Source organism: Pedobacter hartonius (assembly GCF_900107535.1).
Taxonomy (GTDB): Bacteria; Bacteroidota; Bacteroidia; order Sphingobacteriales; family Sphingobacteriaceae; genus Pedobacter; species Pedobacter hartonius.
Genome location: NZ_FNRA01000007.1, coordinates 78,640 through 93,638, shown reverse-complemented (window position 1 = coordinate 93,638; position 14,999 = coordinate 78,640). Strand labels below are relative to the sequence as shown.

Sequence of the window (14,999 nt, the reverse complement as noted above, 5' to 3'; positions counted from 1 at the left end):
TTGTAACTGGTTATGCGCTTTGGTAAGTAGTCGTTTGGGCATCACCCCAAAGATCTTCAATCCCGTAGAAATCTCTTTTCTCGGTTTTGAAGATATGAATAACCACGTCAAAATAATCTAATATTATCCACTCTGCGTTTTCTAACCCTTCTTTTCTCCAGGGCGTGGATTGTGTGCTTTTATAAATTTCGTCTTCAACGCTATCGGCGATAGCTTTTACCTGTGTTGAGGAGTCTGCATTGCAAACTATAAAATAATCTGATACAGAACTATTTAGATCTCTTAAGTCCAGACGGACAATATCATGTCCCTTTTTTTCCTGCATGCCATGAACGGCTATTTCTGAAAGGTAGGTAGAAAGGTTTACTAATTTCTTTTTTACCATTAAAATGTTTTATTTTTGATAAATAACAACTATAAAATCAACTATTGCAAAATAACACTTTTTCAACATTATTTGTTGGTCAAAATCTTATCAAATTATCAGCGGTTGATTCTACCAACAACTTTTTGAAAAGTATGGTGTCAAATTCCGAGCCATTACCCGAAGGAACTGTTATTATGGCAGAGAATCAATATGCCGGAAGAGGGCAGGTGGAGAGCAACTGGCATGTCGAACCCGGAAAAAACCTGACCTTCAGTATCCTGCTCTACCCTGAATTTCTTGCGCCCGCCGCACAATTTACCCTTAACATGGCTGTAAGTGTAGCGATCCAGCATGCCTTGAAAACTTTAACAGGGGAGGGCTTAACGATCAAATGGCCCAATGATATTTATTTCGGTACGAAAAAGATAGGCGGCATACTGATAGAAAATGTGTTATCGGGGAACCGTATCAAAGCCAGTATTATCGGAATAGGGATCAATGTGAACCAGGAAGTTTTTGAAGCAGGCCTGGAAGACCGTGCAGGATCCGTCTATCAAATTTTACACCAACATGTTAATTTAATATCGCTTTTGGCTCAAATTTGCAGTCATATAGAAGTGAGGTATCTAAAATTAAGAGCGGGAAACTATAAAATATTACGGGAAGAATATTTGAATTTTCTTTACCGGTTCAATATAAAGGCTCCTTACCGCCAAAATGGCCAGATTATAGAAGGAAAGATCGTTGATGTAAGTGATACAGGTTTTTTAAGTATGGAAACCGGATCAGGGATAATGTCGTATAATTTTAAAGAGATCGAATTCATTTAACCATAACCAACCAAAAATAAATAAGAACACACCAACTAAATTATAACCATGAAAAAAGTAACCTTAGTATTTGCAATGTTATTGTTTACCGTTCTGGCAGCCTCAGCCCAGATCGAAACTCCGGTAACCTGGTCTTATGCGCAAAAAAAAATCAGCAATACTGAAGCGATAGTTTATATTAAAGCAACGATACAGGACGGATGGCATATCTATTCCCAAACGGTTAAACCCGGCGGGCCTGTAAAGACAACTATTACATTTAATCCGTCAAAGGAATTTACTAAAGTGGGTGTTACTACTGAGCCCAAACCATTGTCAAAATTTGAAAAGGTTTTTGATATGAATGTTGGCTACTTTGAAAAATCAGTTGTATTTCAGCAAAAAATAAAGCTGAATAAACCGGCTACTACCGTAACGGGAACTGTAGAATTTATGGTTTGCGACGAATCAAAATGCCTGCCGCCGGACGAGATCAAGTTCTCTGTGCAGGTGAAATAGACAAATGTTTAATCAGGCGTCGAAACAAAGAGCCCCGGAATTTCCGGGGCTCTTTGTTTTGTCCCGGCGGATGAATATCCATGAATAGTAAAATATTAAGGACGACCGGGATCAAAACTTTTTAAACAAGAAATTATAAGTAATTTCACGGCCTCATAGCAAGAGGCCGTCAGTATAGCGGTTACAGCAATAATGAATAAATAAAATAAAAACAACATGAATAAGTTAATTTTAGTGTTTTTTCTGGTACTGGGGGCATTTTTTATGCAGCAGGGACAAAGTTTTGCCTTTGTACAGCAGCAGGACTCAACTGCGGTCAGTGATGATATTCAATTTACAGAAATCGGGTCTCCGGCTGACAGTGCCGCAAATGCTGCAGTAAAGGATACGCTAAAAAAAGATACCGGCAAAGCTACGGTTGCTGCTGCGGAAACTAAGTCCGTGCAATCGAATGGATCAACTGACCAGGAGCAAACATTATGGCAAACCTTTATCCAGGGTCTGATCGGTGGTTTCATTGCTTTTCTGATGCCCTGTATTTTTCCAATGGTACCGCTCACGGTGAGCTATTTTACCAAGAGGGCGGGAAGTAAGGCCAAAGGAATCGGGCAGGCGCTGATCTATGGAATATCTATTATTATTATCTATGTGGCATTCGGGCTGTTTATTACGGTGGTTTTTGGATCTGCCAAGCTCAATGAACTGAGCAGCAGCGGTATATTTAACTTTACCTTTTTTATCCTGCTGGTTGTCTTCGCAATTTCCTTCTTTGGTGCCTTCGAAATCAACCTGCCAAGTTCATTGGTAAACAAGATAGACCAGAAGGCGGACAACAGTAAAGGGTTGGGCGGGATATTTTTTATGGCGGCTTCACTGGCGCTGGTTTCTTTCTCCTGTACAGGACCTATTATAGGTACTCTGCTTGTACAGGCAAGTTCTAAAGGGGAGATCCTTGCACCTGCCATTGGTATGTTTGGTTTTGCACTTGCACTGGCATTGCCTTTTACGCTATCAGCCGTATTCCCGGGATTTTTAAACAGTATGCCTAAATCAGGAGGTTGGTTAAACAGCCTGAAGGTATGTCTTGGTTTTCTGGAGCTTGCCCTGGCGCTGAAGTTTTTATCTGCGGCCGATCTGGTATGGCATTGGGAATGGTTTGACAGGGAAATTTTCCTGGTATTATGGATCGTGATCTTCACCTTGATGGGTATGTACATCATTGGAAAACTAAAATTCTCTCATGACAGTGACGTTCCGTATGTTACCGTACCGAGGTTGTTCTTCGCTATTCTGTCCTTTTCGTTTGCGATATACCTTGTTCCCGGCCTGTGGGGAGCGCCGGTTAATATCTTAAGCGGGATCGCGCCGCCGTTAAATACCCAGGATTTTATACTTGGGGGTACAGGCAGCACTGAGCCTGCCGGATCAGCATCTTTTCCGGCTGCAGTAAAATATAACGATGTGCTTCATCCCCCGCATGGATTTAACGCCTTTTTTGATTTAGACGAAGGCCTTGCTTATGCCAAAAAGGTAAATAAACCGGTTCTGATAGATTTTACCGGCCATGCCTGTGTGAACTGCCGGAAAATGGAAGATAAGGTATGGATAGATCCTGAAGTGGGCCACCTGATAAAAGATGAATTTGTCTTGATCCAATTATATGTGGATGAACGTTCTGTAAAGATGCCTGTTGAAAAAGTGCATTATTCAAAAATTTTGCGCACGACGACCGATGACCTGGGGAGATGGAACGGAGATTTCCAGGCCTCGAAATACAATGCCAATTCTCAGCCGTTTTATGTGATGGCGGGACAGGACCTGGTTCCGCTGGTTGCACCACAGGGGGCGGTCTTTGACGCAAAACTATACGCTGCTTATTTAAAAAGCGGACTCGATAAATTTAAAGCATCCAAGAAATAACAAAGAATGAACAAGATTAAAAACATTGCTGTATTAACATCAGGAGGAGACGCACCGGGAATGAATGCTGCCATAAGGGCAGTAGTAAGAGCGGGAATATATTATGATTTGAGCGTTTTTGGCGTGTATAGGGGATATGAGGGATTAATTAATGGTGATTTTCTTCCGATGGAGCGTAAGTCGGTAGCCAATATCATACAGCGTGGCGGGACTATTCTTAAAACGGCACGAAGTGATGAATTCCGTACAAAAGAAGGCAGACAAAAGGCGTATGATCAGCTAAAGGTGCATCATATTGATGCATTGGTAGTGATTGGCGGAGACGGAACGTTCACTGGGGCAAATTTATTTACCGCTGAGTTTGATATCCCTGTGATCGGATTACCGGGAACAATTGATAATGACCTTGCAGGAACCGATTTTACCATCGGATACGACACCGCGATCAATACTGTTGTGAATGCTATTGATAAGATCAGGGATACTGCAGAATCTCATGACAGACTTTTCATTGTTGAGGTAATGGGGCGTGATTCAGGTCTGATTGCGCTGAGAAGCGGAATAGGCGTAGGTGCCGAAGCAATCATGATTCCTGAAGCCAATATGGGGGTTGAAGGATTGATCAAGAGGCTGGAATACGGACGCAAAGACAAATCATCAAAGATCATTATCGTTGCGGAGGGTGATGATGCAGGCGGCGCGTTTAATGTAGGAGAAGTGTTGAAAGAGAACTTCCCTAATTATGATATCAGGGTTTCTGTTTTGGGGCATATCCAGCGTGGTGGTAAGCCGAGTTGTATGGACAGGGTACTGGCGAGCCGTTTTGGTGTTGCTGCCGTTGAAGGGCTTTTACACGGAGAATCGGGCAAAATGGTAGGGCAGATCAATAAGGAGATTGTTTTTACTCCGTTTGACCATGCGATTAAACATATTGACGCGGAAGAAGTGAGCCCTGTTTGGCTAAAGCTGGTAGAGATACTGTCACTGTAATTTGCAGGGAGTTTAGAGGAAATCTTCTGGCTTCGCTGAAAGAAATGGTACAATCAATGCTTCCTGACGCAATTAGCGGTATGAAGCATTGATTGACCATTTTATAACAGTTTATCCAGTGCCTGCTGCCAGTTATCTACACGCTCGTAATTTGTGATCAGCATGTTATGCGGGGAAGAGAATAAAAGCTTGCGGCCGTCAAAGTCGGCGAAGTTTTTAATGCGGTCGTCTATCAGGACATCGGCTTTGATGATCTTATTTCCGCAGAAAACGATGTTTTGCCAGGATATAAATGGAAAATTTTCTTCGAGCCAGTCCATTTTATCTTCCAGGGAGTTGCGGAATTCTACTGCTGCAGAAACGATATACACTTCGTTATTTTCCTGCAATTTTTTTAGTGCTTCAACGCTACCTTCAATGACAGGAAGATCCCGGAAAAATCCTTTTTCATTGATATAATCAAACCATTTATGATTGATATGTTCAGGAACATGATGATAGATTTCATTACCGGGATCAAGGATGGTATCCAGGGGAATACCAAAGTCCCGGTTATAGAGTTTGATGAATTTATTGATCGGATCGGCTAGCACTTCGTCCATGTCTATTGCTATTCTCATATATGTTTCTGTCTTTCGTTCAGGCCAAATATCCTGAATTGGAGGCTAAATTTATGATAATTGAATTAAAAATTGTGGCATCTTGCTTATCAGTAGTATTTTACTTACTTTTGCATCCCCGCAAGCATGAAGCTCCGGGAACTATGTTGAATACATAAACGTATAAAAAAATGGCAACTAAAATCAGATTGCAAAGATTCGGTAAAAAAGGGAACCCTTTTTTCCACGTAGTGGTAGCGGATTCCCGTTCACCAAGAGATGGTAAATTTATTGAGCGTTTAGGTTCATACAATCCAAACACCAATCCTGCAACTATCGAAATTAATTTCGAAAAAACATTAGACTGGGTTAACAAAGGTGCTGAGCCTACTGACACATGTCGCGCAATTCTTTCTTACAAAGGTGTTCTTTACAAAAAACACTTAGAAGGTGGTGTGAAAAAAGGTGCTTTAACTTCAGAACAGGCTGATGCTAAATTTGAAGAATGGTTAAGCGCAAAAGACGGTAAAATTGAAGGCAAAAAAGACGGTCTGACTAAATCTAAAGATGAAGTTAGAAAAGCTGCTCTTGCTGCTGAAGCAAAGAAAAATGCTGACCGTGCTGCTGCACTTGCTATTAAAAATGCACCTGTAGAGGAAGAAGTAGTTGAAGAAGAAGCTCCTGCAGCTGAGGCGGAAACTGAAACTGAGGCTCCTGCAACAGAAGAAAACACAGAAGAACAAGCATAGTATTTTGTAATTCTTAATCATAGCGAAGAAGCCTTCATCAGAAGGTTTTCTTCGCTATTTTTATTTAGAGAATAAACCGATCAGAGCAATGACACAGGAAGAAGCGTTTTATATAGGATATATCACCAAAACCAAGGGGTTAAAGGGGGAAGTACAGCTTTATTTCGAATACGATGAACCGGATCTGCTGGATCTGGACGTTGTATTTGCAGACATCAACGGTAAAATGGTGCCTTTTTTTGTGTCGGCCTGCAAGATGCAGCCGAACAACACCTGCAATATTTATTTCGATGACATTGACCATATCGATAAAGCACAGCCTTTATTGCGGAAAAAGATCTATCTGCCCCTCACTAAAATGCCAGACCGGTCTGACGATGATTTCCATTATAATGACCTGAAGGGGTTTATTGTATCTGACGAAACCATAGGTGAACTTGGGGAGATCATTGAGGTCAACGAATATCCGCAACAATTTGTGGCCACCGTTTCCTATCAGAACAAGGAGATCATGTTCCCTTTAAATGACGATATGATCATCGAGATCGATGAAGATGAAGGAACCTTACTGGTTGACCTTCCTGATGGATTGCTGGATATATACCTGTCTAATTAATTTTAACCTTATGCGTTTCGATATCATCACCGTTTTACCAGATCTGCTTCAGAGTCCTTTTGCCCATTCTATCCTGCAAAGGGCGCAGACGAAAGGAATTGCTGAAATTGTGGTACACAGCCTCAGGGATTACTCAACGAACAAACAGCGTAGTATAGATGATTACCCGTACGGTGGAGGCAGCGGAATGGTGATGTCTATAGAACCCTTCGCCAGGTGTATTGAAGCGCTGCAGGAGCAGAGAACTTATGATGAGATCATCTTTATGAGTCCTGATGGTGTGACGCTCAACCAGTCGATGGCAAATGAGCTGTCAGGAATAAAAAATGTGATTGTCCTGTGCGGGCATTATAAGGGAATTGATCAGCGCATCAGGGACATCTATGTAACCAGGGAGATATCGATAGGGGATTATGTCCTGTCCGGAGGGGAGCTGCCTGCTGCGGTCCTTGTGGACGCCATAGTGAGGTTAATACCGGGCGTACTGAATGATGAAACCTCGGCTTTGTCTGATAGTTTTCAGGGCGGCTTGCTTGACGCGCCGATATATACGCGTCCTGCTGACTGGCGGGGGCATCAGGTGCCTGAAATTCTTTTGAGCGGACATGAGTTCAAAATTAATAATTGGAGACACGAGATGGCTTTAGCACGTACGCAGCGTCTTCGTCCGGATTTGCTGGAAGATTAATTGCGCAATTCTTTTTCCATTTAGCCATATTTTGTGCCGGATCTGCGTTCTGCCGGGTCCGGTTATTTCTGTATGAAGTAATTTCTTTTCCTTTATTTTATTTTTATATGTAATTATTTATATATTTACGAAATTGTTTCCTGAGGATGGTTTCAGGGCACTTATATACATTAAAAATAATTTCAATAGTGATGAGCGAAAATATCGAAAAATATAAGATTAATGCTTTCTTAGACAATCTTACGATTAAGGAATATAAATTTGCGATGAAGACTATACCAAAAGTATTGGATGTTTCGATGAATACATTCCATAATTATCGCAGGATAAAATTGGGAGACCCTCAGGATATTCCTTATGAAAAAGTTAAACAGCTTGAAATATTATTTGGAATAGAAAGCGGGACACTGGAGAATGGAAAAACCAGCGGAAAGAGCCTTGCTCAATTGTTCAGGGGCGAATAAGGAGTAAAACGGGCATAGCCAGGTAGAACTTACCTGAAGGTTATGGATGTTAATTTCTCAAAGAATGTGGAAAAAAATAAAATTCCCTTTTTTTTATAAAATAAAATTCCTAATATTGCAGTCCGATTTTAAACAACAAAAAGTCGGCTTAATAGCTTAAAATCATGGATTTAGTAAAATTTGTTGAAGAGCAGGTAATCGCAAAGAACGAGTTTCCTGCATTCAAATCAGGAGATACAGTGAGTGTTCACTATAAAATTCGCGAAGGTAATAAAGAACGTATTCAAATTTACCAAGGCGTGGTCTTACAACGTAACAGCGTAGGAGCTAATGAGACTTTTACAGTTCGTAAAATGTCTAACGGTGTTGGTGTAGAGCGTATCTTCCCAATCAATTCCCCAAACATTGCTAAAATTGAAGTTAACAGTCACGGTAAAGTGCGTAGAGCTAAATTGTTCTATCTTCGTGAATTAACTGGTAAAGCAGCTCGTATCAAATCTAAAAGAGTTTAATTACCTCAAAAATATACAAGCCTTCCCGATATCATCGGGGAGGCTTTTTTGTTTGGAAAAATTCGGTGGATCATCGGGTTTGAAAAAAAAGGTAATAGTGTTTGGTTGCTGCATAGTCTCGCTGCGCTCAACGACGCTGGGCATCCAAACACTATTACCTTTTTTAAAACAGTTTCTCCTGGGGGGCATCCAGGGCAGGGTGCATAAGCTTGATGCCTATGCAATGGTTACTATGTAAAGCTGACCATGTAATGGTGCTTATAGGGTATCATTTGGCGCATAGGATGTTCAATGGGCGGATCCTTTTAAGGATTCTAATGCTTAATGAGCGCCTATTCGTTTTCTGATCACCCTGCCTTGCACTTATGCTTAAGCACCCTGCAATTGGATAAACTCAAAAAAAAATGAGTTCTGGGTTTGATGCCTTCTAGCGCGCTTCAGCGGTAGACAGCATCAAACCCAGAACTCATTTTTTTCAGCGAAGCCAGAAGATCTCTAACCAGGCGATTAAGTTCCAAACAGGGAATGAGGAATAAGATACAATTATGCGTTTGTGTAAGAGAAGATCTTATGCAAGTTCAGCCAGTACCGTAATCCCGCCCTTCACTACCTGATTCAGCTCCAGATTGATCTTGGTACCCAAAGGTAAAAATATATCTACCCTGGAGCCAAATTTAATAAAGCCGAACTCTTTGCTCTGCTCTACAACATCGCCTTCTTTAACGTACCATACGATCCGTCTCGCCAACGCACCGGCGATTTGCCTAAACAGTACAGGTGTTCCGTTTGCATGCTCTACAACTACTGTAGTGCGCTCATTTTCGGTAGATGATTTAGGATTCCATGCTGCAAGATATTTTCCGGGATGGTATTTGAAAAACTTGACAACTCCGGAAATGGGATTTCTATTGATATGCACATTTACAGGTGACATAAATATAGATACCTGTAATCTTTTATCCTTAAAATATTCACCTTCCAGTGTTTCTTCGATCACCACGACCTTACCATCGGCAGGGCAGATCACGAGGTTATTCCCGTTTATAAAATTCCTGGATGGGTTTCTGAAAAATTGGAGAACAATAATAAATAGTGCAAATGAGGCAATGTAAGCCGCCCATCTTAACCATACGACGTCCGCAAATCTATAATCAATTATAGCGTTCAGTATAAAAATGAAAAGCAATGAAACTGCTATAGTCGTATAACCTTCTTTATGTATTGTCATTTAGGTATAAAATATGTTTCTGCAAATTTGTGAAAAATTTACGGGAATCAGGGTAAGGAAATGTGATCAGGGCTGACACGGTAGATATCTTTCAGATTCCTGCCTAACCCATTGTAATCTAATCCATAACCTACTACAAATTCGTTTGGTATTTCAAAACCGATATATTCAAGCTCTTCGATTGGTGTTTGAATAGACGCAGGTTTATATAACAATGTACATATACGGACGGAAGCCGGTTGCTGCTGGTACATCTTTTCTAAAATAAATTTTAACGTAAAACCTGTATCTACAATATCTTCAACGAGGATCACATCCCGGTCTTTCAGGTTATTAGAGATCCCAAAGACTTCTTTGATTGCTCCGCTGCTCTCCGTTCCTTCATAGGAAGACACCCTGATAAAGCCAACCTCACACGAGAGGTCCACTTCCTTTAGCAGGTCTCCCATAAAAAGGAAGCTTCCGTTTAGTACACCAATAAATACCGGGCAGCGGCCTTCGTAATCAGCATTGATTTCCAGCCCGATCAGCCGTGTACGTTTTGCGATACTATCGTTCTCTATAAACAACCCGAATTGCTTATCCCCAACTTCAATTGTATTCTTCATCCCTTTTTGAAGTTAATTTGTAAGCTTTTCTTTCTCTTTTTCCAACCGGCGCTTTTCACGGCGTTCCCTTCGCAAGTCTTTTTTTGATTTCTTCAGGGAGTCCTGCAGTCCTAAATTCCTGGCTGTAGTGTCTTTATCCTTTTTAGATCTGCCAAATAGCCTGTCGAATAGATTCTTCGATTCATCCTGCATGTTGACAGGTGGTGCTGTGCTCTCTGCATCAGAGTCAAAGGCCGAGGTATCAACTTTAGCCGAATCCGGCAACAGGTACTGGCGTAAACCCTCGCGTAATCTTACATCATAAAAGCCATAACCGCTGGTATCTGCAGGAGTTAATCCGCGTCTGGCCATAATTCTGCCCATGTACCTGAAATAAGGAAGCATGTAATCTTTAAGGCTTCCATCACCCTGGAATTTGAACATGGCTATTTTAGGGTTGGGTACGATATTGGCTAAAAATATTCCTTCTCCAATATTCAGTTCTGAGGGGCTCTTTCCGAAATACTGCCTGGAGGCTTCCCCAATACCATAAATATTTCTTCCCATCTCGATGATGTTGAAATATACTTCCAGCATTCGCTGCTTGCTGATCAGGCTGTTATTTTCAATCAGCCAGACGATGAGAATTTCCTCTGCCTTGCGCGCCAGCGTTTTATTCCTGCTTAAAAACACATTTTTAACCAGCTGCATGGAGATGGTACTGCCGCCCCGCACAAATTTTTTCTTCTTGAAATTGATGACGAATGATTTGCGGATCGATTCTTCAACGAATCCATGGTGTGTGAAAAAGGAAGGATCCTCTGAAGTCAGCAATGCGTTTTTAAAATTACTGGAAATCTCAGAGAGCGGCGTATAATTCGGATTGGATGGCCCTATGGTGATATCGCGCATCGGCTTTCCGCGTTCGTAAGGCGTGTAAACAAAAACGCTGTTGATCTTCTGCAGGTCTGTTTTTCCGAGTTTGACAATTTTAAAGTCGTACGGTGTAAGTGTAGAGTTAAATTTCAGGCTGTCTGGCGTACTGCTGTCCAGATAAAAATTAAGGTCGTACTTAACTTTTCCTTTCACCTGCAGTCCTTCAAGCGACTCAAAAAGTCCGACAGGGAAGGCATTGATCATTGCCTGCGCGTCCTGCTCATCTGCATGGAGTTTTACTTCATAGATCTTATTCGGCGACAAGGTGTATTTCAGATACGGGTGAATGGCTGCGTCTTTCAGAAATACAGTAGTGGTACTGTCGAGGGCAACAAAATTTGACCCGATCAGCAGGTCAGCATCAATTTTGGCATTCCTGACAATAATGTCATTTGCCGCAATCTTGGGATGGTTGATCAAAAGATTTTTGATTGACCACGAGCCTGTGATCTTAAAATTATCACCGCTGTAATCCGCGTTTTTCAACTCTGTTCTGATGGTGTCGAAGCTCAGTTTCGCATGGATTTTTCTTTCCAGGTATGGTAGCTCAACCTTTTTATTGTCTGCAAAGAAGAGCACATCCATCTGCTGTTTAGAGGGCTTTATCTTTCCATTAACATGCCAGGTAGATTCATTGTAGTTTACAAGAATGGTAGATTTCAGTTCACCGCCATCTATTGTTGCCGTGGTGGTGAGGAGGCTTAGTTTAGCGGTATCGTTATCATTTAAAGTGAACAGCAGATTTTTCATCTCCATGTCTTCCGGAATCTTGTCAAGCACCTGGTTCAGCAGGTCGTGGGCAAGTTCACTCAGGTCTGTTTTGGTCTTATTTTCAGGATTGTCCTTCTTTTTCCTTTTTAGGATGAAATCCAGATTGGTAAGACTATCCTTCAGCACTATATTTAATCTTCCTGTATTGAGTTTCAGTTCTGCGATATTTACGTTACCAAAGAGCAGAGGGAAGAGTTTTACCCCGATAGTAATGTCTGATATGGTAGTCAAAGTATCACGGTCTTTAGGAACAACGGAGATGTTTTTCATATAGACAGTACTCAGCCCGCTAAATCCCGCTTGGCCGATTTTCACATCCAGACCATAGTCTGTATCAGCTTTTTTGATAGCTCTAGCCATCATTTTTTGAAGTAGTGCTTCCCTTTTGCTATAAGCAATGGAACCTAATATGATGAAAGCGAGAAGCAGAACCCCTGAAACCCATGCACCAGCTTTGATGTATTTTTTAGGGATGTTTATTTTTGGAAGATGCATGCTGTAAAATAGATGTTTAGTTGCTTAACGTTAAATGCAAATGTTTATTTCGTGTTAAAATTACACTTAAAAAGCCTAAAATCAATTAATTGTACGCTGCTTTTGTTAATTTTGAGCAATGGAAATTAGCAGCGAACAAGTTTTGGCAGCTCTGAGAAATGTCGAAGACCCTGATTTTAAAAAGGATCTGGTGACATTGAATATGATTAAGGAGCTGACGATTGTAGATAAAAAAATAAGTTTTACCCTGGAACTCACCACCCCTGCATGCCCGATGAAAGACATGCTGAAAAATGCGTGTTTGAATGCGATCAAATATTTTGTTGCCCAGGATGCAGAGATACATATAAACATTACTTCAAGGGTGACCAAACCAACTGATACTACCCAATTGGCCGCTATAAAAAATATTATTCTGGTTTCTTCTGGTAAAGGAGGAGTAGGAAAATCAACGGTGGCCAGCAACCTTGCCGTAACATTAGCGGCAGACGGGGCTAAGGTAGGATTAATTGATGCCGATATTTATGGGCCTTCGGTGCCCACCATGTTTGGCCTGGTAGGGGCAAAACCCAGCGCAAGGGAAACATCAGAGGGCAAAACATTGATTCTTCCTATAGAAAAATACGGGATCAAGCTATTGTCGCTCGGTTTCTTTGCTGATCCTGACCAGCCTGTGCCCTGGCGCGGACCGATGGCTTCAAATGCGATCAAACAATTGTTTAATGACGCGGACTGGGGTGAGCTGGATTACCTGATCGTGGACCTTCCGCCGGGAACCGGCGATATCCATATTACCATCACGCAAAGTTTCCCGATTGCGGGAGCGGTAATCGTTACCACACCACAACAGGTTGCACTTGCGGATACAAGAAAAGGGCTCGCAATGTTCAAAATGCCGAGCATAAATATTCCTGTATTGGGAGTAATTGAGAATATGGCCTATTTTACGCCCGAAGAACTTCCTGATAACAGGTACTATATTTTCGGCAGGGACGGCGGTAAAGCTCTTGCAACCGCATTTGGGGTGCCTTTTTTGGGCGAAATCCCTATCGTTCAGGGAATTACCGAAGGTGGAGATAATGGTACGCCAATTGCACTGGATAAAGAGAGTAAAATGGCTGCAGCCTTTGCTGAAATTGCAGGTAAGATTGCGCAGCAAGTGTCAATTAATAATGCACAACCTGCAAATTGCTAAAAAATTACTAAATTTATATTTTAAAATATATCATGGATATTATACAACAAGTTGAAAAGGCATTAGAAACCATCCGCCCTTATCTGATTGCAGACGGGGGAGATGTCGCTATAGAAGAGATTACATCAGATCATGTAGTTAAACTAAAATTATTGGGGAACTGCGGAACCTGCAAGATGAGCTTTATGACAATGAAGGCTGGAATTGAACAGGCTATTATGAAAGCTGTACCGGAAATAACCGCTGTTGAGGCTATTAATTTGTCGGAGCCGGTTTAGACCCTTTTAACAATATTTAACTAGCCACTGTATCAATTACAGCTATTTTTGTCCGATGAAATACACTTTCACACTGATCTTCTTTTTTTTTACAGCAGGGCTGTTTGCACAGCGGGCTCCTGCCGGGAAAAAATTGATTCAATTTTCAGGTATCATCACGGACGTGGACAGTAATTTTGTCGTTCCATATGTAACGATAACCAATAAATCCAATAAAGAACAGCGTTACGGAGCAAACTACAAAGGGTTTTTCTCATTTGTAGCCCATCCGGGCGATACGCTGGTTTATAATGCTATCGGTTATACTGATAAGACCATCGTCATTCCTTTAGCTGTTAAGGATGCTAAATACACGGAGATGGTAAAGATGAAATCTGAGATCGTTTATCTTCCTGCCGTACGGATCTATCCATGGGCAACTGTTGAAGAGTTCACGAAAGACTTTCTTGCTTTAAAGATTGCCGATGACGATATGGAGATTGCCAGGAAGAACCTTTCCGGGCGGTCAATTCATGGGATGATCCGTGATCTTCCCCGTGATGCCGGTGAGATTTCCGGCAGCAATTTCCGGATAGACCAGGAGAGAGAGCTGAACCGGAATCTGGTGCAGGGTAATCCTTTACTCAACCCTTTTGCCTGGGGTAAATTGATGCAGCAAATTTTTAACGGCGATAAAAGTAGGCAGAACAGCAACTAGCGCTTTTTGCGCTGCTGCGGGAATTTCATTTTATACTCAGCACGGATATCTCCCTTAGAGATCGAATCAAGCTTTGATTTCAGCATTCTCTTACGCAACAGGCTTAGGGTATCGGTGAATAACTTGCCCTGGATATGGTCATATTCATGTTGTACTACTCTTGCCGGCATTCCAGTAAGTTCTTCTTCATGCAACTCCCAGTTTTCGTCATAATATTGGACACGAACATTGGGTTTGCGCATGACCTCTTCCCTGATTTCCGGAATACTCAGGCAGCCCTCTACGAAGCCCCAAGGCTCTCCGGTCTCTTCAAGAATAGTTGCGTTGATAAACACTCTTTTAAAACCCTGGTTGCCCTCTTCATCCTCGCCAGTATCCGCTATGAATAATCTTATTGGTAATCCAACCTGGGGAGCTGCCAGCCCAACGCCGCTTGCCGCGTACATCGTATCAAACATGTCGCTGATCAGTTTTTGTAAGTCCGGGTAATTCTCGTCAATGTTTACACATAACTTCCTTAAAACCGGATCACCGTAAGCTACAATTGGTAGTTTCATCTGTTAATAATTTTAACGGCCA

18 protein-coding genes are annotated in these 14,999 nt (G+C 41.7%); 12 read left to right on the top strand and 6 right to left on the bottom strand.

Annotated elements, in window-relative coordinates; genetic code table 11:
* Positions 1 to 10: 10 nt before the first annotated feature.
* Positions 11 to 385 (bottom strand): ribosome silencing factor, encoded by a 375-nt coding sequence (gene rsfS / locus BLW16_RS13475; RefSeq protein ID WP_090557434.1) that lies wholly within the window; start codon positions 383 to 385, stop codon positions 11 to 13.
* Positions 386 to 429: 44 nt separating this feature from the next.
* Between rsfS and BLW16_RS13470 the strand changes: the two genes are divergently transcribed.
* From BLW16_RS13470 to pfkA, 4 genes are all read left to right on the top strand, one after another.
* Positions 430 to 1,197 (top strand): biotin--[acetyl-CoA-carboxylase] ligase, encoded by a 768-nt coding sequence (locus tag BLW16_RS13470; RefSeq protein ID WP_090557433.1) that lies wholly within the window; start codon positions 430 to 432, stop codon positions 1,195 to 1,197.
* Positions 1,198 to 1,245: 48 nt separating this feature from the next.
* Positions 1,246 to 1,695: a protein-disulfide reductase DsbD domain-containing protein gene (locus BLW16_RS13465; protein WP_090557431.1), complete on the top strand. Its 450-nt coding sequence runs from the start codon at positions 1,246 to 1,248 to the stop codon at positions 1,693 to 1,695.
* Between the two features lie 216 nt (positions 1,696 to 1,911).
* On the top strand, positions 1,912 to 3,615 hold the full coding sequence (locus tag BLW16_RS13460) for a cytochrome c biogenesis protein CcdA (protein ID WP_090557428.1): 1,704 nt from the start codon (positions 1,912 to 1,914) through the stop codon (positions 3,613 to 3,615).
* Positions 3,616 to 3,621: 6 nt separating this feature from the next.
* On the top strand, positions 3,622 to 4,605 hold the full coding sequence (gene pfkA / locus BLW16_RS13455; RefSeq protein WP_090557426.1) for a 6-phosphofructokinase: 984 nt from the start codon (positions 3,622 to 3,624) through the stop codon (positions 4,603 to 4,605).
* 101 nt (positions 4,606 to 4,706) lie between these two features.
* Here pfkA and BLW16_RS13450 read toward each other — a convergent pair whose 3' ends face one another.
* On the bottom strand, positions 4,707 to 5,225 hold the full coding sequence (locus tag BLW16_RS13450) for a 5' nucleotidase, NT5C type (RefSeq protein WP_245735281.1): 519 nt from the start codon (positions 5,223 to 5,225) through the stop codon (positions 4,707 to 4,709).
* 170 nt (positions 5,226 to 5,395) lie between these two features.
* Between BLW16_RS13450 and BLW16_RS13445 the strand changes: the two genes are divergently transcribed.
* From BLW16_RS13445 to rplS, 5 genes are all read left to right on the top strand, one after another.
* Positions 5,396 to 5,953 carry a 30S ribosomal protein S16 gene (locus BLW16_RS13445; RefSeq protein WP_090557424.1) on the top strand — a complete coding sequence of 186 codons (558 nt, stop codon included), beginning with the start codon at positions 5,396 to 5,398 and terminating at the stop codon, positions 5,951 to 5,953.
* Between the two features lie 88 nt (positions 5,954 to 6,041).
* On the top strand, positions 6,042 to 6,569 hold the full coding sequence (rimM, locus tag BLW16_RS13440) for a ribosome maturation factor RimM (protein ID WP_090557422.1): 528 nt from the start codon (positions 6,042 to 6,044) through the stop codon (positions 6,567 to 6,569).
* A gap of 10 nt (positions 6,570 to 6,579) precedes the next feature.
* Positions 6,580 to 7,257: a tRNA (guanosine(37)-N1)-methyltransferase TrmD gene (trmD, locus tag BLW16_RS13435; protein ID WP_090557420.1), complete on the top strand. Its 678-nt coding sequence runs from the start codon at positions 6,580 to 6,582 to the stop codon at positions 7,255 to 7,257.
* Between the two features lie 191 nt (positions 7,258 to 7,448).
* Positions 7,449 to 7,721: a hypothetical protein gene (locus tag BLW16_RS13430; RefSeq protein WP_245735278.1), complete on the top strand. Its 273-nt coding sequence runs from the start codon at positions 7,449 to 7,451 to the stop codon at positions 7,719 to 7,721.
* Between the two features lie 164 nt (positions 7,722 to 7,885).
* On the top strand, positions 7,886 to 8,233 hold the full coding sequence (rplS, locus tag BLW16_RS13425; protein WP_008241658.1) for a 50S ribosomal protein L19: 348 nt from the start codon (positions 7,886 to 7,888) through the stop codon (positions 8,231 to 8,233).
* 568 nt (positions 8,234 to 8,801) lie between these two features.
* Here rplS and BLW16_RS13415 read toward each other — a convergent pair.
* From BLW16_RS13415 to BLW16_RS13405, 3 genes are read right to left on the bottom strand one after another with little or no spacing between them, the layout of a single operon-like run.
* A complete protein-coding gene (locus BLW16_RS13415) occupies positions 8,802 to 9,461 on the bottom strand; it encodes a phosphatidylserine decarboxylase family protein (protein WP_090557416.1) in 660 nt (219 codons plus the stop codon).
* Between the two features lie 47 nt (positions 9,462 to 9,508).
* Positions 9,509 to 10,069 (bottom strand): hypoxanthine phosphoribosyltransferase, encoded by a 561-nt coding sequence (gene hpt / locus BLW16_RS13410; RefSeq protein WP_090557414.1) that lies wholly within the window; start codon positions 10,067 to 10,069, stop codon positions 9,509 to 9,511.
* 12 nt (positions 10,070 to 10,081) lie between these two features.
* Complete coding sequence (locus BLW16_RS13405; RefSeq protein ID WP_245735277.1) at positions 10,082 to 12,118, bottom strand: transglycosylase domain-containing protein; 2,037 nt, start codon at positions 12,116 to 12,118, stop codon at positions 10,082 to 10,084.
* A 250-nt stretch (positions 12,119 to 12,368) separates the two neighbouring features.
* On the opposite strand from BLW16_RS13405, the gene BLW16_RS13400 reads away from it, so the two are divergent.
* From BLW16_RS13400 to BLW16_RS13390, 3 genes are read left to right on the top strand one after another with little or no spacing between them, the layout of a single operon-like run.
* Entirely contained in the window at positions 12,369 to 13,445 is a 1,077-nt protein-coding gene (locus BLW16_RS13400) for an Mrp/NBP35 family ATP-binding protein (protein ID WP_090557410.1), read from the top strand.
* Between the two features lie 32 nt (positions 13,446 to 13,477).
* The gene (locus BLW16_RS13395; RefSeq protein ID WP_090557408.1) at positions 13,478 to 13,723 is read left to right on the top strand and encodes a NifU family protein; all 246 of its coding nucleotides are present in this window, start codon (positions 13,478 to 13,480) and stop codon (positions 13,721 to 13,723) included.
* 55 nt (positions 13,724 to 13,778) lie between these two features.
* The gene (locus BLW16_RS13390) at positions 13,779 to 14,420 is read left to right on the top strand and encodes a hypothetical protein (protein WP_090557406.1); all 642 of its coding nucleotides are present in this window, start codon (positions 13,779 to 13,781) and stop codon (positions 14,418 to 14,420) included.
* Here the strand turns inward: BLW16_RS13390 and def are convergent.
* Entirely contained in the window at positions 14,417 to 14,977 is a 561-nt protein-coding gene (def, locus tag BLW16_RS13385) for a peptide deformylase (RefSeq protein ID WP_090557404.1), read from the bottom strand. The two genes, BLW16_RS13390 and def, sit on opposite strands and share 4 nt — an antisense overlap.
* Between the last annotated feature and the right edge of the window lie 22 nt (positions 14,978 to 14,999).